Genomic DNA, 22,129 nt, shown 5'->3' with positions numbered 1-22,129 from the left:
CTATTCATCATTAAAAACACTTATTTATTTTAATGAATAATTTAATCGAAAAAAGAGGAGCATATCTCTTAATGAAAGAGAATGCTCTTTTTATTTTTCATCTTCTTGGCAACTTACTGCCGCTTCAACTATAGACCTTAAAATCGGATTTTTCTTTTCCCATTCTTGTTGAAACCATTCTTTTTGTTCTTCTTTTCCCATTGATGCAAGTGGCGAATGGATTATGACTTTTGTATTACCGAATTGGAATTCTTTCATCATATCCCCCCCTTGCATTATATGTATGCAAGACAGGAAAAAAGACGAACTATCATTTTCATAGGACAAGCTAGCTATACATATCCATAACAATAATACTAGACAAGCTGGTAGGTGAAACTAATGTATCGTCCAGAAGAACTTGATGTATTTATTTATTTACGTAAAAGCCGTAAAGATCTAGAAGAAGAAAAAAAAGCAATGGAACACGGACAACATTATGATACACTTGAACGTCATCGAACTCAGTTATTAGAACTCGCTCATAAAGAGCATCATAATATCATTGATATTTTTGAAGAAGTTGTTTCTGGTGAATATATATCTGAAAGACCTATGATGCAAAAATTACTTCGTGAAGTAGAGACTGGCATAGCTGATGCAGTATTAGTAATGGATTTAGATCGCCTTGGTCGCGGTGATATGGTAGATCAAGGAACAATTTATCGTGTATTTCGTTATTCAGAAACATTTATTATTACACCAACAGAAGTTATCAATCCTAATGATGAAAATCAAGAGTTAACCTTCAGTATAAAATCTTTAATTGCACGGGAGGAATTAAAAACAATTGTTAAGCGTATGCAGCGTGGTAGAAAAGCTTCCGCAAAAGAGGGAAAATCAATCTCTCGTGTTCCAGCTTATGGATACCTACGAGATAATAACTTAAAACTTTATCCTGATCCTGAAAAAAGTTGGGTAATACCTAAAATTTTCGAATTAATGGCAAATGGAATAGGTAGACAAGCGATTGCACAAGAATTAGATAGATTGGGTATTGCTCCTCCTGAAGGCGAATATTGGAATCCTTCAACTATCTCATCCATTATAAAAAACGAAGTATATCTTGGTCACATTATTTGGGGGAAAATCCGTTACATTAAACAAAACGGGAAATACATTCGAAAAAAAGTATCAAAAGAAAGATGGCAGCGACATGATAACGCTCATCCGCCACTTGTATCAGAAGAATTATTTCAAAAGGCTAATACGGCTCATAGTAAACGCTGGCGACCACCAACAATTAAGACAAAAAAACTTTCTAATCCATTGGCAGGCCTCTTGTTATGTGAGCTATGTGGGCATTCTATGCTTTATCAGCCACGAAAAGATCGCCCTAATCCTCAAGTACGTTGTGTACAGCCGTCATGCAAAGGAGTTCAAAAAGGTGCTTCTTTGGCACTCGTTGAACAGCGCATACTTGATGGATTAAAACAAATTATCGAAAGCTTTGAGATACAAGAAAACATGGTACAACAAAAGAAAAGAAAAAATAATATTCATCTACAACAAAAAGCTTTAGAAAAGAAAGAACAACAAATGATTAATTTGCAAAAACAAAAAAATAATCTCCATGATTTGTTGGAGAAAGGTGTATATGATGTTGAAACATTCTTAGAGAGGCAAAAATCTATTGCTGTACGATTGAAGACTACGCAAAAGGCAATTGAAGAGCTTAAACATGAAATTAAAAAGATATTAGAAAAAGAAAAACATATACATGAATTTGTTCCGAGAATCAAAAATGTTTTAGAGGCTTATTATGCAACGAATGATATAGAAAAGAAAAATCGCCTTCTCAAGTCAGTGCTTGAAAAGGCTACATATTTAAGAAAAAAAATCTGGCAAAGAAAAGATGAATTTTTAATCGAATTATATACTAGAATATAGAACAGATAAAATAAAAAACTAGGCTACACTTTTCTTAAAATACAAGTAATTATGGCCTAGTTTTTTTATTATTTATCCCCTATCATCTTCTTTTCTACCCAGGGAGAATAGCGATAGATTCTCTTTAAAATTTCTTGTCAGAATCAACTCTTTATTTTTTTTCAAAATATCCAATTAACCTCCTATTGTTAAACGTATTAAACTGGCTATAATTATATTTTAGATCTAGACTATCTTTAGTAATTTTTTCTTCATTACTTCAAATTCATTTCTAATCCACCATTTATTCATTTACGCAAAATGTGTTATATTCTCATATGTATTTAAACATGGTTTGCCAGCTTTAAATACTTGTTTCACATTTTTCAAATCCAATATATTCTCTAATGGATTCCCTTCAACTATAAGAATATCTGCCCACTTTCCTTTTTCTAATGTTCCAGTTAGAGAGTCAATTTTCAAACAAGCAGCACCTACACTAGTTGCCGCCTGAATCGCTTGTAAATTACTCATACCTTCATCTACCATAATCTTCATTTCATCTACTATTTGGCCTGGGAAATTATATGGAGTACCCGCATCAGTACCCACAGCAATTTTTACACCTTGACTCAAAGCACTACGGAAACTTTTTCTATGATGCACCTCAATATCTTCTAATTTATCTAACATATGTTGTGGAATCTGATTTGGATTATTTAAAATTAATATAGGTGCCAAAAGAGTTGGAATCAAATACACATCTTGGTTAATCATCATTTGAATCGATTCATTATCTAGATAGTAACCGTGCTCTATCGTATGAACACCTGCTCTTATGGCATTTTTAACACCTTCTATTCCTATTGCATGAGCAGCTGTAGCTATATTAGCATTCTTAGCCTCTTGACAAGCACATTTTAACTCATCGATAGTTAATTGTACTGAGGCAGGTTTATTTCCTTTTGTTAAAACACCACCCGTAGCCATTAATTTTAGTAAGTCAGCACCAGCTTTTATTTGAGTTCTAGATGCTTTTCTTATCTCATCAATTCCATCAACCTCAATTCCCATTGCTTGTCCATGTCCTCCCGTAATAATAATGGGGTTACCTGAAGCAAATACGCGTGGTCCATCTATTATATTTTTTTGAATAGAATCTCTATATTGAATATCAATATTATTTCTAGTTCCTAAATTTCGTACGGTTGTAATTCCAGATTCAAGAAATTGAATACCTTGTTTATAAGCAAGATAAGCAATTGTGGTATCATCTGTATGACTCATACCGAAAAATGGATCTGGCGAACAATCCATTCCTAAATGAACATGAGCATCGATTAATCCAGGTAATGCCGTCAAGCCTGTTCCATCAACCACCTGACATTCAGTAGGTAAATTTAATAAAGGTTGATTCGATACTTCAATAATACGCTCTTGATCAAAAACTATAAAGCCAGTTTCAATAGTTTCCAAGTTATCCCCTATAATTAATCGAATGTTATTTATACAAATCATTAAAATCTTCCCCCTTTTCAGAATTATTTTAAATTATATAACAAAAATGGTAAAATAATCATAAAAAAAGGAGGGTTATATATGTCAAAAGAAATTTTTTTAGAGAATCCTTACATAAAACAGGAGTTTTCTATAATTAAAAATATAGAAAATGAAAAAATAATATTAGATAAAACCATATTTTATCCCACTGGCGGTGGACAACCCTGTGATATTGGATATTTACAGCAGAATAAAATTATTTTTCCAGTTAATAAGGTTGAAAGAGTTGATAATGAGATCATTCACTTTATTGATAATTCGGAAAAGTTGCAATATGGACCAGTTGAACTAGTATTGGATTGGAATCGAAGATATAAGTTTATGCGCTATCATTCCTTGCTACATGTTTTTGCTGGTTATCTTTATAACGAGTATGATGCATTAACTCTCAGAAATCAAATCTTTGAAAATCGAGCTAGAATTGATATACAGTTTAATGCACAACTTTCCGACACTGAATTTCAGAATATTGAAAAACGTATTAATGAAATTATTCAAGATAACCATCAAATTAAGTCCCGAATTATTAATCGATGTGAAGGAACCAATTTAGATGGAAAAATTAAAACTGTTCTTAGTCTTATTCCTAATAATATAAACAATATTCGCCTCATAGAAATAGAAAATTTAGATGAACAACCATGTAATGGTACTCATGTTTCTGAAACTAAAGAAATAGGTTCCTTTCAAATAATATCTAATAAATCTAAAGGTAAAGGAAAAAGGAGATTTGAACTGATTATTAATGATGTATAAAAAATAGTGTTAAAATATAACTCTATATGATAAACTATTAAATGTAAAAAATGTTATATTTTGGGAGGAAAATTTATAATGGTTATTGTTAAAACTTGGGGCATAGAAGAAACGCAAAAATTATCTGTAGAACTACTGGAAGATTTATTCAAAGGAAATATCGGTGCAATTAGAATTCCTAACTTTATATCGAAAGAAATTTGCGAAAAAGCTTTAAATGGCATTAAAGAATATGGAGTAAATTATTATGAAGGTGTATATCCTAAAATCGGAAAAATAGGAACCACTCAATTTGAACATAGATTCAGTATAGAAAAGAAAAAGGAATACTTTAAAAAAGCAGTTATAGCAAACCAAGCAAGAGAATCTATTTTTAGAGATTCTGGAGATTTAGCTAAAAACGTAATAAGATTCGTTGGGGATGCTTGGCCACACAATGTAGACTTTGCCATAGAAGAAGAAACTGGGGATACATATTTTGCAGGACTTGTACGTGTTATGGACCGTGCCTTGATTCATGTTGATTGGGCTGGAGGACTAGACGGCTTATTCCCTGAATGGACTATAGGTAAAATCAATGCTCAACTAGCTTGGAATATTTATTTACAACCAAGTGCTAATGGAGGTTCTACAGTAGTCTATAATCGTCCTTGGAAAAAATCTGATGAAGCTTTTTATAAATTAAAAGATAGTTATGCATACGATTATGAAGCTGTTAAAAATGCAGAATGTATTAGAATTACACCGCAACAAGGAGAATTAGTGTTTTTTAATCCTCAAAATTATCACGAAGTTCAAAAAGCAAGTGGTAGTGAGGATCGTATTACTGTTAGTTCTTTTGCGGGTTTAATGCCAAATAAAGATATAGTTTTTTGGTCTTAATTTAATAAAACATAGGCCCTCTTTTATTGAGAAGGCCTATGTTGATTTTACAACTGAAAAAATAATTTTTAAAGCAAATAAAATAATTACAGTACCTAGGAAACGATCGAACCAAAAAGAATACCTTCGGTAAAATAATCTGAATTTTCCATAAGATATTATTGTTGCTAATACCACAAACCATAATCCTACTGCAAAAATAATTTCAACTCCATATACCCAGCGTATCCAATCAGGCGTATTAGTAGAAATAAATTGAGAAAATATGCTTAAAAAAAACAAAGCAGATTTAGGATTTAGAACATTACAAAGAAATCCCTCTTTAAATGCTTGAAAAAGATTTTTTGAAATTTTCTCATTCTTTAAATCTTCGGTAATTTCATTTGTTTCTTTAGAAGTTGACCGGATGGCATTCCATCCTAACCAAATTAGATATGCTGCCCCTAATAACTGAATAATTATAAATACCGCAGGATATTTCTGAAGTATTACTGTAAATCCAAGTATGGTATAGGTAATATGTATAACGAGAGCTAAAGCTATACCTATTGCAGTAGCAATACCTGTACGGGACCCAAAATCCAGACTATTTTTCATGACAATAAAAAAATCTGGCCCTGGTGACATAGCTGCTAAGAGTCCTACTAAGAATACTTGAATATACAACCCCCCACCCCATTTCTATACGTTTCTTAAATTGTAACAAAATACCATTTTCAAAACAAGATATTGAGGGAGGAAAAAATATGGATGACAAACAAGTAAAACATTTATTAAAAAACTGGAAATTACATGCTGTAGTTTTTTGTATTGTGCTTCTCACTGAATTTATAGGGCCGTTTTATATTAAGTTAGGAATTGGAATTATATTGTTATTACCTATGCTTTATGCATTTTTAATAGGACTTCTCTCATACTTTTCACCTCTTATTCAAAAAGAACATGCTAAAAACTTAGAACCTATAATTGTTACTGGCGTTACTTTAACCATTGCAAAAACAGGCGTTGTGATTGGACCACAGTTGCAAGTACTATTAAGTGCAGGTCCCGCTTTATTATTGCAAGAACTAGGTCACATAGGTACTATTATTTTAGCTCTTCCTATAGCTATGCTACTCGGCTTTAAACGTGAAGCTATCGGAATGACTCATTCTATTGGTAGAGAGCCTAATGTAGGATTAATTACGAATAAGTATGGTTTTAATTCTCCTGAAGGTCATGGGGTAATGGCAATTTACATTTTTGGAACGGTTTTTGGTGCCTTATTTTTTGGATTGTTAGCAGGATTATTAGCAACTTTTAAAATTTTTCATCCTTATTCTTTAGCGATGGCTTCAGGTATAGGAAGTGGAAGTATGATGGCAGCTTCTTCAGGTGCATTAGTTGCCTCATTTCCTTCCTTACAAGATGAGATTATAGCTTTTGCAGGTGCTAGTAATTTGATTTCTTTATCTACTGGATTATATGTAAGTATGCTGATTAGTTTACCTTTAACTGAAAAAACATATAATCTATTAGATAAACGACGAATGAAGAAAAAAGATTCAGTGGTTAAGGAGGAAAAATCTGATGTCAACAATATTTAAATCCTCTCTCTTATTATGTATTATCGGTTTTATGTCTATAATTGCAAACTGGATTAGCTTCAATATACCACCTAAACAATCTATTATGGGTATGTTAATTTTAATTACTATTTCTTCAATAGGTTTCTTCTTAGAAAAAATAGTTCCTTTAAAGATTCCAGCAGTTGGCTATATAGGCCTTGTCGGTATATTAATTACAGTTCCTTGGTTTCCATTTTCTTCTTATATTGTAAATTGGACTTCAAAAATAAATATTCTCTCTTTAGCTACCCCCGTTCTAGCATATGCGGGTATTTCAGTAGGTAGAAATTGGGTTACTTTTTCTAAATTAGGATTACGTAGTATTATCGTAGGAATATTTGTTTTTTTAGGGACATTTTTAGGTTCTATTGTCATAGCTGAAATTATTTTAAGGATTCAAGGAGTAATCTAATAAGAAAATTCATGCTCTGATTGATATAAAAAGAACCTCTTACACCTCTAAACTTAGATATACGTCCTTTTCAAAAATTGAAGCATTTTTATACCTTCCTAATCTTTTAAACAAAAATATGTTTGGGTATATGGTGGAGTGTTGTACTGGTTCACTTCCCCATACCCAAACATATTACATACCTTCATCAATTCCTGCACAAGCTTGACGCAACGAGCATTATCAGATGTTAAGTTATCCCCATCAGAAAAATGAAATGGATAAATATTATAGCGTTCCGGCGAATACTTTCCATCTATAAGCTCAAGTGCTTTTCTATAAACAGAGGAACATATTGTACCACCGCTTTCGCCTTTGGAGAAAAATTCTTCCTCCGTTACTACTTTCGCTTCTGTGTGATGTGCGATAAATTCAATATCCACTGTTTCATACTTTGTACGTAAAAATCTTGTCATCCAAAAGAAAAAGCTTCGTGCCATATATTTTTCCCAAATTCCCATCGATCCACTTGTATCCATCATTGCTAATACAACTGCTTTTGATTCTGGTTTTAACACTTCATTCCATGTTCGAAACTTTAAGTCTTCTTGATAAATTGGATGGAACGATGGTTTTCCATTCATTGCATTTCGTTTATACGCTGAAATCATTGTTCGTTTCTTATCAATATTTCCCCATAACCCCGTCTTTCTAATATCATTAAATTCAATATGCTCAAGCCGATTTTCATCCATTTCTTTTCTCTTTAAATTAGGTAATTCTAACTCCTTGAAAAAAGCTTGCTCCAATTCTAAAATAGATACTTCCGCTTCATAATAATCCTCTCCGGCTATATCACCTGCGCCTTGCCCTTTTCCTGGTCCCTTCTGCTTTTGACCACCAGAACCGTCTCGTGCAACGACATCGCCAACTTTACTATCACCATTTCCTTGCCCAACATGTTTATTTTTATCATAGTTATATCTAATTTTATATTCATCTAAAGAACGAATTGGTATTTTGACAACATCCCTACCATTAGACATTATGATACTTTCTTCTGTTACAAGATCTGGCAAATTATTTTTAATTGCCTCTTGTACTTTTTCTTGATGGCGTTGTTGGTCGTCATATCCTTTGCGATGGAGGGACCAGTTTTCCTGTGAAATTGTGTAATTATGTTTATTTTCTTCGCTCATTCCTTTCCCTCCTTACTAGTTTTTCCTTCATATTGCTTAAAACAGTAGGATTCAAATGGCAATACAAAACTGCTCATGAACCTTTCTTCTCAACTCATACTTACATCCTACCCCGAACATTCCCAACAAAGAATTTAATACGCAATCCATAATCGTGAACATACTGCCAAGATGTACGAAATAAACACAATGCATTATTGCACACTTTTGTGCTTTGTAACATATGATATTGTGTCGGCTTTTTTCTGTATGAATGGTTGGTTACTCTATCATATGCATATTACAAAAATAATTGACAATAAATTCATAAAATTGCATCTTAATTTATTATATTGGACAAGCCTTATTCTTCATTTGGAGTTCCTATACCTTTCTTTATATCGCTATTTGTAGACCGTACTCTCATACGATATAAAAACGCCGTCTCCATTCTAGAAAGAGACAGCGTTCTATTATCATATTATCGATTCAATAAACTGCCCACATAACGTAACAATTCATTAGCAGACGAAGAGTTGTATCCATGTTCATCAATTAAGCGTGCTACAACATCATTAATTTTCTTGAGTTGATTTTCATCAGGCGTTTTCGTTGATGTCGTAATTTTTACTACATCTTTCAGATCAGCAAACAGTTTTTTCTGTATTGCTTCACGAAGACGTTCATGTGAATTATAGTCAAAGCGTTTTCCTTTACGCGCATAAGCTGAGATACGAATTAAAATCTCTTCACGGAATGCTTTTTTGGCGTTTTCGGAAATACCAATTTGTTCTTCAATAGAACGCATCAGCTTTTCATCTGGACTCATTTCTTCGCCCGTTAATGGATCACGTAATTTTGATTTATTGCAATATGCTTCGACATTATCTAAATAATTATCCATAAGTGTCTTAGCTGATTCTTCATACGAATACACAAATGCCTTCTGCACTTCTTTCTTCGCAATTTCATCATATTCTTTTCGCGCTAATGAAATAAAATTCATATAACGTTCTCTATCTTCATTACTAATAGATGGATGCTGATCTAATCCGTCTTTTAAAGAGCGCAATACATCAAGTGCGTTAATAGATGGAACTTCTTTTCGAATAATTGTAGAAGAAATTCTATTAATAACATATCGAGGATCGATGCCGCTCATTCCTTCATCTTGATATTCACGCTGTAATTCTTCCACATCAATCGAATTATATCCTTCTACCATTTCACCATCATATAAACGCATCTTTTTAATGAGATCAATATCTGGACGCTTTGGATCTTTTAATCGAGTTAAAATAGTAAACATTGCTGCAACTCGAAGTGTATGAGGGGCAATATGCACATCGGATACATCGCTTTCGCGAATCATTTTTTCATAAATATGCTCCTCTTCGCTTACTCGTAAGTTATATGGTACTGGCATAACAATAATTCTCGAATGTAATGCTTCATTTTTCTTATTTGCGATAAAGGAGCGATACTCTGTTTCGTTTGTATGAGCTACAATTAATTCATCTGCTGAAATAAGTGCAAATCTGCCCGCCTTGAAATTCCCCTCTTGTGTGAGAGATAACAAGTGCCATAAAAATTTTTCATCACACTTTAACATCTCTTGAAATTCCATCATTCCTCGGTTCGCTTTATTTAACTCTCCATCAAAACGATAAGCACGCGGGTCCGATTCTGAACCATATTCAGCAATTGTAGAGAAGTCAAGACTTCCTGTTAAATCAGCAATATCTTGTGACTTTGGATCCGATGGACTAAATGTTCCAATTCCTGTACGACGGTCCTCTGAGAAGAAAATGCGCTCAACCATTACATCTTCTATCCTTCCACCATACTCCTGTTCTAACCTCATCATATTTAACGGCGATAAATTCCCTTCTATCCTTACGCCATATTCCTCAAAGAAAGCATCTCGTAAATGATGCGGGATTAAATGAAGAGGATCTTCATGCATTGGACAACCTTTAATAGCAAAAATAGCTCCACGATCTGTACGTGAATATGTTTCTAATCCTCTTTTTAACATCGTAACTAACGTCGATTTCCCACCACTAACAGGTCCCATTAATAATAAGATTCGCTTTCTAACATCTAGACGTTTTGCTGATGGATGAAAATATTCCTCAACAAGACGTTCTAAAGCATCCTCTAATCCAAAAAGTTGATTACTAAAGAAATTATATCTTTTTCTCCCATCTACCTCTTCAATGCCAGCATCTTTAATCATATTATAAATGCGAGAGTGTGCTGTTTGGGCCACCCATGGTTTTTCTTTTACAAGATCCAAATACTCCGCAAACGTCCCTTCCCACTTTAAACGTTCCTCTGATTCTCGGTGCTGTTCAATCTTTTTTAGAATATCCATTATAGCTCCTCCCCCATCTCCTTGTTCAATCGGATTATTATAAAAGGTATGCGAGGATGTCCCTAAACATTCTTTAAATCAAAATGAAATATCTTATCATCCTAAAAAATCTACCCAAAACAATAAGAAAATTCTGTATAATAAAGATATTAGGGAACGCATCTCTTTATTCGTCCGAATTTAATCCCTTCTTCACCTCAAAGAACAATACATAACGAAAGAATGAATTTATAAACAAAAAGAGAGGGGGGAATGTAACATGAAATTATTATTAATTCTAGGGGTTTCACTTACATTTCTTACTGCTATTTTTACAGCTGGGTATAATGATAAGCCGGGAACAAACAAAAAGTGATGTGCCTAAGCACATCACTTTTCTACATCTTGAACAGAAAGCAGATGGTTAAAATAATCACCATGCGCAAATGACACATCTCTTTTCAAAACGTATGAAGGCATATTTCTTTCATAAAAAAGTCGTCAAGTGACAACTTTTAGTACACAATCTTTTCATCTAGACCTGGATAATTTTGTTGACGAAAAGCCTCATAAACTAAAATAGCTGCTGTATTTGATAAATTTAATGAGCGAACTTTATCTGTCATTGGAATACGCAAACAATGGTCAAAGTTTTCTTGAATGATATTTGCTGGTAAACCATTTGTTTCTCTTCCAAATACAAAATAATAATTTTTCTCTGGATTACTATAATCAAACGCTGTATGTGCTTTTTCACCATACTTTGTTAAATAGAAAAATTCACCATCTTGATTTTTTTCATAAAACTCTTCAATTGAATCATAGTACGTAATTTTTACATGCTCCCAATAATCTAAACCAGCGCGCTTCAACATTTTATCATCTGTTGAAAACCCAAGCGGTCTAATTAAATGTAGCCCAGCTCCAGTCGCTGCACACGTACGTGCTATATTTCCTGTATTTGCTGGAATTTCTGGTTGATATAAAACAACATTTACTCCCACGGAATATTCACCTCAATTTTTTCTCTACTACGTATTATACCACTTGAATGAAAAATCTCTACCCATTAATAATATGAAAAAATTTGTACTTCATTTGCGGTGTATACTTACTAGAATCTTCATAATTCCAATAACGCTTTCGGCTATTAGCTGAATGAGCATTGACAAGCGGCATCCCATCTGCATCTTTCGCCACTACAATCGTCGTATGATTCCATCTTCCATCATTCTCGAAGTCATAAGCAATTATATCGCCAAGTATAAGGTCTTCTGGTTTTTCAACCGATTTAGCTCTTAAGCCTGTTGTTGCTCCTGATAAATACCAATAAAACGAATGAGCAACTGCCCAGCTCCAGCTCCATTGATTTCCCCTTTGCCACCAACCTTTACGAATATTAGGATATCCTGTCATTGGTACTTCCCCTGCATGAAGACATTGGGAAACAAAATTTGTACAATTATCAGGAAAATTACGGTATACTGGATTTCGATTATCCCACCAACGTTCCGCATATTTAACTGCTTCAAGACGATTGTATTGATAGAACCCAAATTTTTCTTTTGCTCTTTCACGTTCTATTGGTCCTTCACTGCTAAGTTTATCTTTCACTTCAATAACGTGATCTTCTTCGATTCTCTCTCCTTTTAAACGTATACGCCGCTCTACTCGTTCTTCTTCTATATAAAATAATTCTTTATGTTGAATGAAATATTTCAAATGTACTTGATAATCCACTTCTTGATACGCTTTACTATTTAATTGCCGAATAAAAGAAATATCTGCTGTTGCTTTTATAATATTTGCACCACGTTTTTGAAATAAGTTTTTTTTCCGCTGTAATACCTTCCATAAATCTGGAGAAATTCCATCTACATGTTCCCTTTTATCAACTATAAATGCTAAAGATTGTTGTATCTGTTTTTCAATGTAAGATTTTACAGTCATTTTCTCCCCTCCCCATATTACAATATGAAACAGGGGAATATTATCTACTCTTTTTTCTGTGCTAATAATTCAAGTCCACGCTTCATTTCATGAAGAACTTCTTCATCCTTCTCACGCTCCATTGCACGTTCAATAGCAACACCTACTCCATCACCGCCAATTTTCCCAAGAGCCCATGCCGCTGTTCCTCGTATAACAGGCCTTGGATCATCTTTCATTACATCAATTAAGTGTGGTACTGCTGCTGTTTCTTTAAAATGAGCAAGTGCTAAAATTGCATTTCGCTGCAACGGTTTCTTTCCTCGCCATGATCCAGACATTATCCCATATTTTTCTTTAAACTCTCGATTACTTATTGTTAATAACGGTATTAATAGTGGTTTAACTAATTCTGGATCTGGTTCCATTTCGGGATGATTATGGAAGTCTTTCCCTTTATTCTTTGGACAGACAGTTTGACATGTATCGCACCCATATATTCTGTTTCCTATCTTATCCCGATATTCTTCTGGCAAGAATCCTTTTGTCTGTGTTAAAAAAGCAATACATTTCTTTGCATTTAATTGTCCCCCTTGTACTAAAGCTCCAGTTGGACAAATATCAATGCATTTTGTACAACTTCCACACTGATCTTCTATAGGCTGATCAGGAGGAAACGGGACATTCGTAATCATTTCACCTAAATATACATAAGAACCAAATTCTGGAGTAATAATCGAGCAGTTTTTTCCACTCCACCCGATACCAGCACGTTCTGAAACAGCACGATCACTTAATTCTCCTGTATCAACCATTGATTTTACTTCTATACCAGGTAGCTTTTCGATTAAATACGTCTCTAACTTTTTCAAACGGTCTCGTAAAACAAGATGATAATCTTGTCCCCAAGACGCGCGACAAAAAATGCCTCGTCTCTCTCCTCTCTTACTTAGCGGTGCATTTTTTAGTTTTGATGGATAAGCTAATGCAATCGCAATAATTGATTTTGCCCCTGGTAATAATAGCTGTGGATTTGTTCTCTTCTCAATATCAGGTTCTTCAAAACCAGATTGATAATTTAATTGTTGCTGCTGAATTAAACGCTGCTTCAATTCTTCAAAAGGAGAAGCACTTGCAAACCCTATTTTATCGATTCCAATCGTTTTACTATACGCTATTACATCTTGCTTTAATTTCTCAAAATCCATGCTTTGCCTCCTTCTACGATGAATATATATTGAATCATCTACCGTTGGTTAGCAATTCATTTCATAATCATATTCGTTCATTCTATTCTTGCATAAAATATTCTTTTCCAAACATTAAAAAACGCAATGCCTCGTTTATCTTAGAAACGAAACACTGCGTTGATCACAAGTTATTATAAAAATACGAAATAATAGCTGGAGCGGGTGAAGAGAATCGAACTCTCGACCAGAGCTTGGAAGGCTCTTGTTTTACCACTAAACTACACCCGCAAATCATAAAAAATACATAAGTTATTTCAATAACTTATGTAAAGTAGTATAGCACGTAATAAAAGCCTATGCAATAATTTTATCGAAAAAAGTCGAAAAAGTGATGAGGGGTCTCATCACTTTTTCAATTCTTTATCAATTTCCTTTTTCATACTGTCATAATCAGGATTTGTAAGATTTCCGTTTACATATACCGATGGTGCACCTTGTACTTTTAGTTTTTCTGCACGATCAAAATCTTTACGTACTTTTTCTTTCATTTCCTTACTGTGTAAATCCTTCTTAAACTGTTCTACATTCACTTTTGGAAGTTTTTCCTTCACTATGTTCAGAAGCAGTTCTTCTGTAATCCATTCCTCAGTATCTTTTTTCTGACTTTGATAAATTTCATCATAGAATTTCCAGAAAGAATCTGGATCTTGTTTATAAATTGCCTCACCAGCTGCAGCACCTAATTCAGAATCTTTTCCGATAAATGGGAAGTTAATAAAATAAAACTGCACTTTTCCTTTATTAATATAATCTTCTTTTAAACGAGGAAATACTGTTGCATCCCAAGTTCGACAAGCTGGGCATTTGAAGTCTCCAAATTCAACAACTTTCACAGGAGCATCTTCTTTCCCTAAAGCTTGTTGAGTAGAATAAGCAAACATCTCATTTCCTTTTTCTTTTTTGTCATTTATAATACTGTACACAATTGTTCCAATAACAATTAATACAGCAATAGAAAAAACAATACCAAGAATCATGATTTTGTTCGATGATTTCATATGCATTCCTCTTTAATTTCATATTCTATGTACATTGCTGTACACAATACACATAATATCAATACTTATATCAGTCATGCAATGAACACGCTCACATAAATTCCAAAAATAGAGTAAATGTGACAATATTGTGTCTCTTCTGTTCATATTTTATCCATAAAAAAGAAGCTCCTCTCTCGGAACTCCCTTTCACTAACAAGCTTTTCACGTGCTGTCTTTTGTATCAAATGCTCTGTTTTTGGATCGTGACGAATAACAAGTTTCTCACTTAGTGCTTGCACATATTGGTTATGATTAATATATCCCTCTCGCTCCATTAGCTTTAAGACTACGTTTCTTCGTTCCACAGCTTTATTGTAATTTTTTGCAGGTGAATAATACGCAGGTGCCTTTACAACAGCAGCTAACATTGCACTTTCACTTAATGTTAGTTTGTTAACCTTTTTACCAAAATATAACTTTGCTGCTTTTTCAATTCCCCATGCACCTTCTCCATAATAAATATTACTCACATACAATTTCAAAATTTCATCTTTCGTAAATGTACGCTCAATTTTTTTTGTATAAAAAATTTCTTTCCATTTTCGAGAAAATGTGCGCTCATTAGATAAAAAAGCATTTTTAGATAACTGCTGTGTAATTGTACTTCCTCCTTGTACAATACCACCCGCTTTTATATTTTCAATAGACGCACGAACAATTGCAATATAATCTAATCCATTATGATGGTAAAACCTTTTATCTTCAGTCGCAATAAATGCGTGAGCCAACGAGCTTGGTATCTCTAATTTAGCAGGAACTTGCAGCTTGCTAATATCACTACGTTCAATCATTACATTTCCGATAAATAATAAAGTACAACTTAGTAATAATAATAAAATAATAGCTTTATAAAGAAACTTTGTAATCGGATTGAATGAAATTTTTTGATGATAATTCACTCTAGATAATACACGCTCTTTCATCGTGCCCACCTCTTTTCTATATAGAATATATTATTCTTAATTTAAGAATATCGTCTTCCAAAAGAAGATCCAATCGATTTCTCTTACACCTATCTTACAATCTTGTAAGTTATAACATCCGTTCATCATCTTAACAACATTCATATGGAATAAAATGTTTATCTTTTTATTATACCATCTGCTATATATTTTTTCGGAATACAAATGTATTTCTTAGTTGTTTTATATACTAAAATGTATATCCATTATACAGAACAAACGTTCTTTCAATCAACTTAAAAATATTTTATGCTTTTATAGTCTTTCTGTTCTTTTTGAATATAAAAAAGCCTTTTGCTAAATAACAAAAGGCCTTTTGCTCATATATTATTCACCTAAATCAACGTTATGATAAACTTGTTGTACATCATCTAAATCTTCTAATGCATCAATTAACTTTTCAAATTGTGCTTGTGCCTCTTCTGAAAGTTCTACATCATTTTGTGCAAGCATTGTAAGTTCCGCAACTGTAAATTCAGTAGTTCCAGCAGCCTTAAGCGCTTCTTGTACTGCATGAAACTGATCTGGTTCAGCATAAATAATAACAGAATCCTCTTCCTCTAAAATATCACGTGCGTCTACATCTGCTTCCATCAAAATTTCAAGTACCTCATCCGCAGTTTTCCCTTCAAGTCCAATAACAGCAGTTGCATCAAACATATACGCTACAGATCCATTTACACCCATATTTCCACCGTTTTTATTAAACGCAGCACGTACGTCCGCTGCAGTACGGTTTACGTTATTTGTAAGTGTATCTACGATTATCATCGAGCCGTTTGGACCAAATCCTTCGTAACGAAGCTCATCATAATTTTCTTCCGAACCGCCTTTTGCTTTTTCAATTGCACGATCAATAATTGATTTTGGTACACTGTATGTTTTCGCACGTTCTAATACAACTTTTAACGCTTGGTTTGATTCTGGATCTGGCTCACCCTGTTTTGCTGCCACATAAATTTCACGTCCAAATTTTGCATATATACGGCTTGTGTTAGCATCTTTTGAGGCTTTTTTGTCTTTAATGTTGTTCCATTTACGACCCATTCTGTTCCACTCTCTTTCACGTTTAAATCTACATAAAAAATATTAATATGAAATATAGTATTTCTTCAACACTTTTTCAAAATAAGTATAAAAAGTTCATAATTCATTATGAACTTAACAAAAACTCGCATAGCTTTTATTTCACATTATATATTATACATGAATTTTATTCTTCATTGCGAATGTAATACTTCTTCCATTTATTATGTAATAAGAGAAAGCAAATAATTATTTTAAGACAGATCTCTAGGTCTCGTTAAATAAGTAGCAACTGTATCTCCAAGCAGAATAAGTTATTCTTTTATCTCATTAAATGCTAAAAGACTCTAACCAAAATTGTTAGAGTCTTTTTCTACGCTCTTCAATACCGATGGGCGGGGTCGAACCGACACTCCCGAAGGAACACGATTTTGAGTCGGTTATAGAATTTAATCCTTCCCTCAAACCATCGAAAACATTGATATATATATACGTTCTTTTACGTTCAATTTTAAATTAAACCTAATTATCACATACGACTATCTTGTAAACAAGTATATTTTGTTTAAAAAAGTTCGTCAAGTTGAGTAGTTCGACATAAAACGAGTTTCTTCCTATTATATATGTACATATGTTATTTAATATATTTTTTCCTTATCGAAGGATCAGTTTTTAATCATATAAATTAAATAAGACATTCTTTTATTGAAACGCCTTATTTAACAGTTCATCCATTATTATGTAACATATCTATTTCCCTGCTCCTACTTTAAACAATACGCTTAATACATCTGCTTCTTTAAATTTTAAATTTGCACTTACTAATAAAAACATCATATTTTTCCATACACATATACTTCCTATTATGTACTATTTAAAATGATTTTATATTCCTCTCTCAAAAAACAGAAAATTCAGTTTTTTATTGAAAAACAATTAGGTATAATATCTATTATATTCCATTCTTGCTATCATTATTTATAAGAACCTATAAAATACAAAGGAGGATATCATGAACGTTCAAACAAAGGGGAATGAACAGATTACAAAGTTATTAGATAACTGGTATATAGAAATTCGAAAAAGAAATTTAGATAATGCAAAGCAACTAAAAAAAGAAATCGATAAAAACATTACCAGTGTAAAAGACGATAAAAATGTACTTTTATACTACTCTTTATTGAACTTCCGTTATCAATACTTGATGGACAGTTTAAGTATTGGCAAAGATAGTTTTAAAGAAATAGAATCTTTTGATATACCAACAGATGAACCTTTATTATATTATTACCATTTTTTCAAGGCAATGCACTCAAACATAACTGGTGATTATAATTTGGCAAAAGAACATTATGAAAAAGCCGAAATTAAATTAAAACAAATCCCAGATCAACTTGAACAAGCAGAATTTTATTTTAAACTTTCTACCTTTAGTTGTCATAACCAACAATATGTTTTAGCACTTAAACAGGTCTCTAAGGCAAAAGAAATTTTTTCTAAATACAATGGTTATGAATTAAACATTGGTTACTGTAATAACCTTTATGGATTAGCATGTATACATTTGAAAGAATATGAATTAGCAGAAGAATGTCTTATCTCTGCATTAGATATATTCCAAAAACAAAACGAAGAACAAGCAACCTTATACGTTCGACATAACTTAGGTTTTATGTATGCAAATCAAAACCTTTCAGAATTAGCAATTCGCTATTTATCCGAAGTAACTGAAAAAATGCCGGCAAACTATAGAGCGATTTTAATTGAAGCATGTGAACACGCAAAAATTAATAATAAAGAAAAAGCATTAGAACTTTTGAAAACAGGTTTAGAAATCAGTTTAGAATTAAAAAATGAGGAATACCAACATCGCTTTAATATCTTACTAGCGATAAACAATGAGGTTTCTGGAGAACAATTAGAATCAATAATACTAGCAGGAATGCTCTATTTTGAAAAAGAAAACCTATACGAGTACATTCATGAATATAATGAAAAATTAGCAGTAAAATTTTATCATGAAGGAAATCACTTAAAAGCAAGTAAATATTTCTATCTAAGTTCAAATGCAAGAGAAAAAATTCATGCTAAGGGGGCATTAAAATGAAAAAAGTAATAATTAGTTTAATGGGAATTATGACTGCACTAACATTAACATTTGGTGTACTGGATTCTAAAGATACACATCAAGCTATTCATACTGTAAAACAAATGTCAGATGGTCATACTGGTGGTTAATAGATTGAATTAAAAGAGGCTGGGACAAAATCCATCTCTAAACTAAAAATCCGGTGAAATTTTACGGTCAGTAAAATTTCACCGGATTTAAATTTTTTCATAAAAAATAAGGACCATTTCTGATAAAATTAAGTCACCACAACAAAATAATACAGAAAGAGGAATCCTTATGTTTAAAAATTATAACATGAATCAATTCGTTTTGTCTTTAGATTTAGAATTCAAAACCTTTAAAATCATTCTCTAAAACTGCATTTCTAAATTCATCTGATACCAACAGATAGTTCGGATGAATTTTTTCATTTATATATACTTAAAAAATCGTTTCATTTTGAACAACACTAGGAATAAATGCAAATTTTTCACAGCCTATTCTTAAAATATTTTTTATCCTCTTCATAATTTAATAATTGAAAAGTTTGATAATCACTAGTTGAACTTTTTAATTGCCAAATCTTCATATGTATATTCTCCCTCACCATTTATTGCCATATAGTTATTTCTTTGGTTCATTTAATCTTATATCTTACCTTCTAATAAATCTTGTCTTATTTTGTGTAAAACTTCAGCTACATCAGCTTGAGTACCACCCATTTGTAAACGCCAAGGAGTATTTCACAATTTCTGCCAAGTTTCCTTTTATACATTAGATTACGCATAGCCCACTTGACATGGAGCCTCTACAGGTATGATAAACAGCCTTGAAGCCTTAGTAATAAAAGAACCATGGCTGATTCTACAAGGCTATCATACCTGCTTCTCCAAATAAAGTGGGCGACAAATGTGGATAAAAATGTAAAGTCCATATTAGCGAAAACTGTAAAATTTATTCTGGCGTTTACATGTATCTGGAGTAGGATAGCCACCATCATATTTCTTTACACACTCAATAAAATCATTAGGAAATTTAATACCAAAGTACTGTTCTAATTGTTCAATTTGTTCATCTGTAATTTCTTTTTTATTTACTCCAATCCAAGTAATATTATTCATAATGCAGTCCTCCTATTAAAGAAGGGTGATTTTTAACGCTTCCTCAAGCATTGTATTAAAATCATTATATGTGTTCATTACCGTACCTGATGGTTTATCAAGTTCTAAATAAGTACCATCTGATAAGCTTTTACAAAACCACGCAATATTTGAATCCCCAAAGAAAAGATACTCTTTTTGAAATTCATTTTCATACCAAATCTCATTCGTGTCTATAAAGCCGCAAATATGTTCATCTTTTTTTGTTTCTAGTAAAGAAGAATCAACTCCGTAAAGTACCAGTCCATCAAAGTCTAAACCATTTACAGTTTTAAGAAACTCTTCGTATTCACTCGGTAAATCAACATTAAATTTCTCTTTTACATGTTCTCTTAATCTCTGAACTTCAGTATCCGTTGCAGGTGTATTCAGCTTATAATTAACACTTTTCAGTATATCTCCAATTTCCAAAATCATATTTTTCCACATATAAAAACCTCTTTCTAAATTTATTCCCCTTTAGGGTAGATATTATATTTCGGTATAGGCCAGCTTATGTCTACACTATCTCCAGGTTATAAGCCTTTAGTTAATGTACGTTGTGTATTAGTTATAGCTTTATGATATGGGTGATTTTGTATTAAAGTTAAATTTTCAAATGCATTTGTCCCTCCATCATCTAAAGGAAGATTATGATGTACTTGCCACCCTATTGGAGGCTTTCCTCTTTTCATCAATTCTATATCCCCATCTGATATACCAGCATTCTTGGGTTCAGCAAGCTTAACAGGATCATTAACTAAGGATTTAAGAAAATCTTTTCTGACACTTCTATCAAATTCCTTCCGAAGTTGTTCAGCTTCTTCTCGAGTTCTCTTAGAGTATGTAATTTCATCAACTTTAACATCTTTAAGAATTACATCTTCTCCATATAATTTACCAACAAAAATGTCACCATCCGTAGTACTTTTAGTATATTGATAAGGTGATAGCTTCATCAAACGTTTCAACATAGAATTTACTTTATTTTTTAATAACAGCTAATTTACTTTCTGCTGAAGTGTTTTTTCTTCTAGCCATAAGTTAACCACCTTTCTTTACCTATGAACACGACCAATGAATACGATTATAAAAGTGGATTTTTTAAGCAAAATTACCCCTGAAAACACAAAAAAACGCCTTCCTACAAAACTGTAGAAAGACGTTTTAAACGTTGCTATTACTTAATTCTTCTGTAATTCACGATAACCATTTAACGATACCGATGGTCGGGGTCGAACCGACACTCCCGAAGGAACACGATTTTGAGTCGTGCGCGTCTGCCAATTCCGCCACATCGGCATATAAAAAAAAGGCGGCAACCGGATTCGAACCGGTGGTAAAGGTTTTGCAGACCTCTGCCTTACCACTTGGCTATGCCGCCATATTCAATTTGGAGCGGAAGACGGGATTCGAACCCGCGACCCCAACCTTGGCAAGGTTGTATTCTACCACTGAACTACTTCCGCAAAATGGCTGGGCTAGCTGGATTCGAACCAGCGCATGACGGAGTCAAAGTCCGTTGCCTTACCGCTTGGCTATAGCCCATCGAATGATTAATACATTATATGTTATCATCATCAACTTTATTACAATGATTTTCATATAAGACATTAAAAATCTTATCATATTTTAATCAATTTGTAAATATTCAAAGTAAATGGGGCGACTGATGGGAATCGAACCCACGAATGCCGGAGCCACAATCCGGTGCGTTAACCACTTCGCCACAGTCGCCATATTCATTTGGCAGGGGCAGTAGGAATCGAACCCACATTGGAGGTTTTGGAGACCTCTGTTCTACCATTAAACTATGCCCCTATATAAATGGTGGAGGGGGGCAGATTCGAACTGCCGAACCCGAAGGAGCGGATTTACAGTCCGCCGCGTTTAGCCACTTCGCTACCCCTCCGAAACTTACTGGTGCCGGCTAGAGGACTTGAACCCCCAACCTACTGATTACAAGTCAGTTGCTCTACCAATTGAGCTAAGCCGGCTCGCTAATTCAAAATGGTGGCTCGGGACGGAATCGAAC

At 33.2% G+C, this 22,129-nt stretch carries 19 protein-coding genes, 9 tRNA genes and 3 pseudogenes; 7 read left to right on the top strand and 24 right to left on the bottom strand.

Annotation, left to right across the window (positions count from 1 at the left end; all coding sequences use genetic code 11):
* Window positions 1-90 precede the first annotated feature (90 nt).
* Window positions 91-258, bottom strand: coding sequence for a hypothetical protein (locus tag MR059_RS14055; protein WP_164468635.1), 168 nt, complete (start codon window positions 256-258; stop codon window positions 91-93).
* A 123-nt stretch (window positions 259-381) separates the two neighbouring features.
* On the opposite strand from MR059_RS14055, the gene MR059_RS14050 reads away from it, so the two are divergent.
* Window positions 382-1,929 (top strand): recombinase family protein, encoded by a 1,548-nt coding sequence (locus tag MR059_RS14050; RefSeq protein WP_011983591.1) that lies wholly within the window; start codon window positions 382-384, stop codon window positions 1,927-1,929.
* Window positions 1,930-2,220: 291 nt separating this feature from the next.
* Here the strand turns inward: MR059_RS14050 and MR059_RS14045 are convergent, their stop codons facing one another.
* Entirely contained in the window at window positions 2,221-3,426 is a 1,206-nt protein-coding gene (locus MR059_RS14045) for a metal-dependent hydrolase family protein (RefSeq protein ID WP_210351922.1), read from the bottom strand.
* 81 nt (window positions 3,427-3,507) lie between these two features.
* On the opposite strand from MR059_RS14045, the gene MR059_RS14040 reads away from it, so the two are divergent.
* Both MR059_RS14040 and MR059_RS14035 read left to right on the top strand, forming a co-directional pair.
* A complete protein-coding gene (locus tag MR059_RS14040) occupies window positions 3,508-4,224 on the top strand; it encodes an alanyl-tRNA editing protein (protein ID WP_242161876.1) in 717 nt (238 codons plus the stop codon).
* A gap of 78 nt (window positions 4,225-4,302) precedes the next feature.
* Entirely contained in the window at window positions 4,303-5,106 is an 804-nt protein-coding gene (locus MR059_RS14035; RefSeq protein WP_011983588.1) for a 2OG-Fe(II)-dependent halogenase WelO5 family protein, read from the top strand.
* A gap of 36 nt (window positions 5,107-5,142) precedes the next feature.
* Here the strand turns inward: MR059_RS14035 and MR059_RS14030 are convergent, their stop codons facing one another.
* Complete coding sequence (locus MR059_RS14030) at window positions 5,143-5,772, bottom strand: LysE family translocator (RefSeq protein WP_011983587.1); 630 nt, start codon at window positions 5,770-5,772, stop codon at window positions 5,143-5,145.
* A gap of 80 nt (window positions 5,773-5,852) precedes the next feature.
* On the opposite strand from MR059_RS14030, the gene MR059_RS14025 reads away from it, so the two are divergent.
* Window positions 5,853-6,692 (top strand): DUF3100 domain-containing protein, encoded by an 840-nt coding sequence (locus tag MR059_RS14025; protein ID WP_087094445.1) that lies wholly within the window; start codon window positions 5,853-5,855, stop codon window positions 6,690-6,692.
* Window positions 6,676-7,125 (top strand): hypothetical protein, encoded by a 450-nt coding sequence (locus MR059_RS14020; RefSeq protein WP_011983585.1) that lies wholly within the window; start codon window positions 6,676-6,678, stop codon window positions 7,123-7,125. Before MR059_RS14025 ends, MR059_RS14020 begins: the two co-directional genes overlap by 17 nt.
* A gap of 140 nt (window positions 7,126-7,265) precedes the next feature.
* On the opposite strand, the pseudogene yhbH reads toward MR059_RS14020, so the two are convergent.
* The 9 genes and pseudogenes from yhbH to MR059_RS13975 all read right to left on the bottom strand — a co-directional run.
* Window positions 7,266-8,303, bottom strand: a pseudogene (yhbH, locus tag MR059_RS14015) (sporulation protein YhbH); the annotation flags it as partial.
* 460 nt (window positions 8,304-8,763) lie between these two features.
* Window positions 8,764-10,659 (bottom strand): PrkA family serine protein kinase, encoded by a 1,896-nt coding sequence (locus tag MR059_RS14010; protein ID WP_011983583.1) that lies wholly within the window; start codon window positions 10,657-10,659, stop codon window positions 8,764-8,766.
* Window positions 10,660-11,153: 494 nt separating this feature from the next.
* Entirely contained in the window at window positions 11,154-11,642 is a 489-nt protein-coding gene (gene trmL, locus MR059_RS14005) for a tRNA (uridine(34)/cytosine(34)/5-carboxymethylaminomethyluridine(34)-2'-O)-methyltransferase TrmL (RefSeq protein WP_011983581.1), read from the bottom strand.
* A gap of 58 nt (window positions 11,643-11,700) precedes the next feature.
* On the bottom strand, window positions 11,701-12,588 hold the full coding sequence (locus MR059_RS14000; RefSeq protein ID WP_048723296.1) for an amidase domain-containing protein: 888 nt from the start codon (window positions 12,586-12,588) through the stop codon (window positions 11,701-11,703).
* Window positions 12,589-12,632: 44 nt separating this feature from the next.
* Window positions 12,633-13,775 (bottom strand): tRNA epoxyqueuosine(34) reductase QueG, encoded by a 1,143-nt coding sequence (queG, locus tag MR059_RS13995; protein WP_011983579.1) that lies wholly within the window; start codon window positions 13,773-13,775, stop codon window positions 12,633-12,635.
* A 196-nt stretch (window positions 13,776-13,971) separates the two neighbouring features.
* Window positions 13,972-14,045, bottom strand: a tRNA-Gly gene (locus MR059_RS13990).
* A 116-nt stretch (window positions 14,046-14,161) separates the two neighbouring features.
* Complete coding sequence (locus MR059_RS13985) at window positions 14,162-14,815, bottom strand: DsbA family protein (RefSeq protein ID WP_011983578.1); 654 nt, start codon at window positions 14,813-14,815, stop codon at window positions 14,162-14,164.
* A gap of 143 nt (window positions 14,816-14,958) precedes the next feature.
* Window positions 14,959-15,780, bottom strand: a complete 822-nt coding sequence (locus MR059_RS13980; RefSeq protein WP_011983577.1) for a transglycosylase domain-containing protein — start codon at window positions 15,778-15,780, stop codon at window positions 14,959-14,961.
* A 366-nt stretch (window positions 15,781-16,146) separates the two neighbouring features.
* Window positions 16,147-16,866 (bottom strand): YebC/PmpR family DNA-binding transcriptional regulator, encoded by a 720-nt coding sequence (locus MR059_RS13975; RefSeq protein ID WP_011983576.1) that lies wholly within the window; start codon window positions 16,864-16,866, stop codon window positions 16,147-16,149.
* Between the two features lie 991 nt (window positions 16,867-17,857).
* On the opposite strand from MR059_RS13975, the gene MR059_RS13970 reads away from it, so the two are divergent.
* Window positions 17,858-18,952: a Rap family tetratricopeptide repeat protein gene (locus tag MR059_RS13970; protein ID WP_011983575.1), complete on the top strand. Its 1,095-nt coding sequence runs from the start codon at window positions 17,858-17,860 to the stop codon at window positions 18,950-18,952.
* Entirely contained in the window at window positions 18,949-19,083 is a 135-nt protein-coding gene (locus MR059_RS21840; protein WP_256941437.1) for a hypothetical protein, read from the top strand. The genes MR059_RS13970 and MR059_RS21840 overlap by 4 nt, the downstream gene beginning before the upstream one ends.
* Window positions 19,084-19,297: 214 nt before the next feature.
* Here the strand turns inward: MR059_RS21840 and MR059_RS13965 are convergent.
* From MR059_RS13965 to MR059_RS13910, 12 genes and pseudogenes are all read right to left on the bottom strand, one after another.
* Window positions 19,298-19,544 (bottom strand): annotated as a pseudogene (locus MR059_RS13965) (hypothetical protein).
* A gap of 364 nt (window positions 19,545-19,908) precedes the next feature.
* A pseudogene (locus tag MR059_RS13960) lies at window positions 19,909-20,076 on the bottom strand (SMI1/KNR4 family protein); the annotation flags it as partial.
* A 15-nt stretch (window positions 20,077-20,091) separates the two neighbouring features.
* Entirely contained in the window at window positions 20,092-20,544 is a 453-nt protein-coding gene (locus MR059_RS13955; protein WP_011983573.1) for a YrhA family protein, read from the bottom strand.
* Between the two features lie 86 nt (window positions 20,545-20,630).
* Window positions 20,631-21,068 carry an HNH endonuclease signature motif containing protein gene (locus MR059_RS13950; protein ID WP_011983572.1) on the bottom strand — a complete coding sequence of 146 codons (438 nt, stop codon included), beginning with the start codon at window positions 21,066-21,068 and terminating at the stop codon, window positions 20,631-20,633.
* 246 nt (window positions 21,069-21,314) lie between these two features.
* Window positions 21,315-21,396: transfer RNA gene (locus tag MR059_RS13945), tRNA-Leu, on the bottom strand.
* Window positions 21,397-21,407: 11 nt separating this feature from the next.
* A tRNA-Cys gene (locus MR059_RS13940) sits at window positions 21,408-21,478 on the bottom strand.
* 10 nt (window positions 21,479-21,488) lie between these two features.
* Window positions 21,489-21,563 (bottom strand) — tRNA-Gly (locus MR059_RS13935).
* 4 nt (window positions 21,564-21,567) lie between these two features.
* Window positions 21,568-21,642, bottom strand: a tRNA-Gln gene (locus tag MR059_RS13930).
* A 113-nt stretch (window positions 21,643-21,755) separates the two neighbouring features.
* Window positions 21,756-21,831: transfer RNA gene (locus MR059_RS13925), tRNA-His, on the bottom strand.
* Window positions 21,832-21,841: 10 nt separating this feature from the next.
* A tRNA-Trp gene (locus MR059_RS13920) sits at window positions 21,842-21,915 on the bottom strand.
* A 7-nt stretch (window positions 21,916-21,922) separates the two neighbouring features.
* Window positions 21,923-22,006 (bottom strand) — tRNA-Tyr (locus MR059_RS13915).
* 9 nt (window positions 22,007-22,015) lie between these two features.
* Window positions 22,016-22,091 (bottom strand) — tRNA-Thr (locus MR059_RS13910).
* Between the last annotated feature and the right edge of the window lie 38 nt (window positions 22,092-22,129).

It is taken from the genome of Bacillus cereus group sp. BfR-BA-01522 (assembly GCF_022662635.1).
Lineage (GTDB): Bacteria > Bacillota > Bacilli > Bacillales > Bacillaceae_G > Bacillus_A > Bacillus_A cytotoxicus.
The sequence above is the reverse complement of the archived record's forward strand: the minus strand, read 5'-3'. Positions and strand labels throughout refer to the sequence as shown.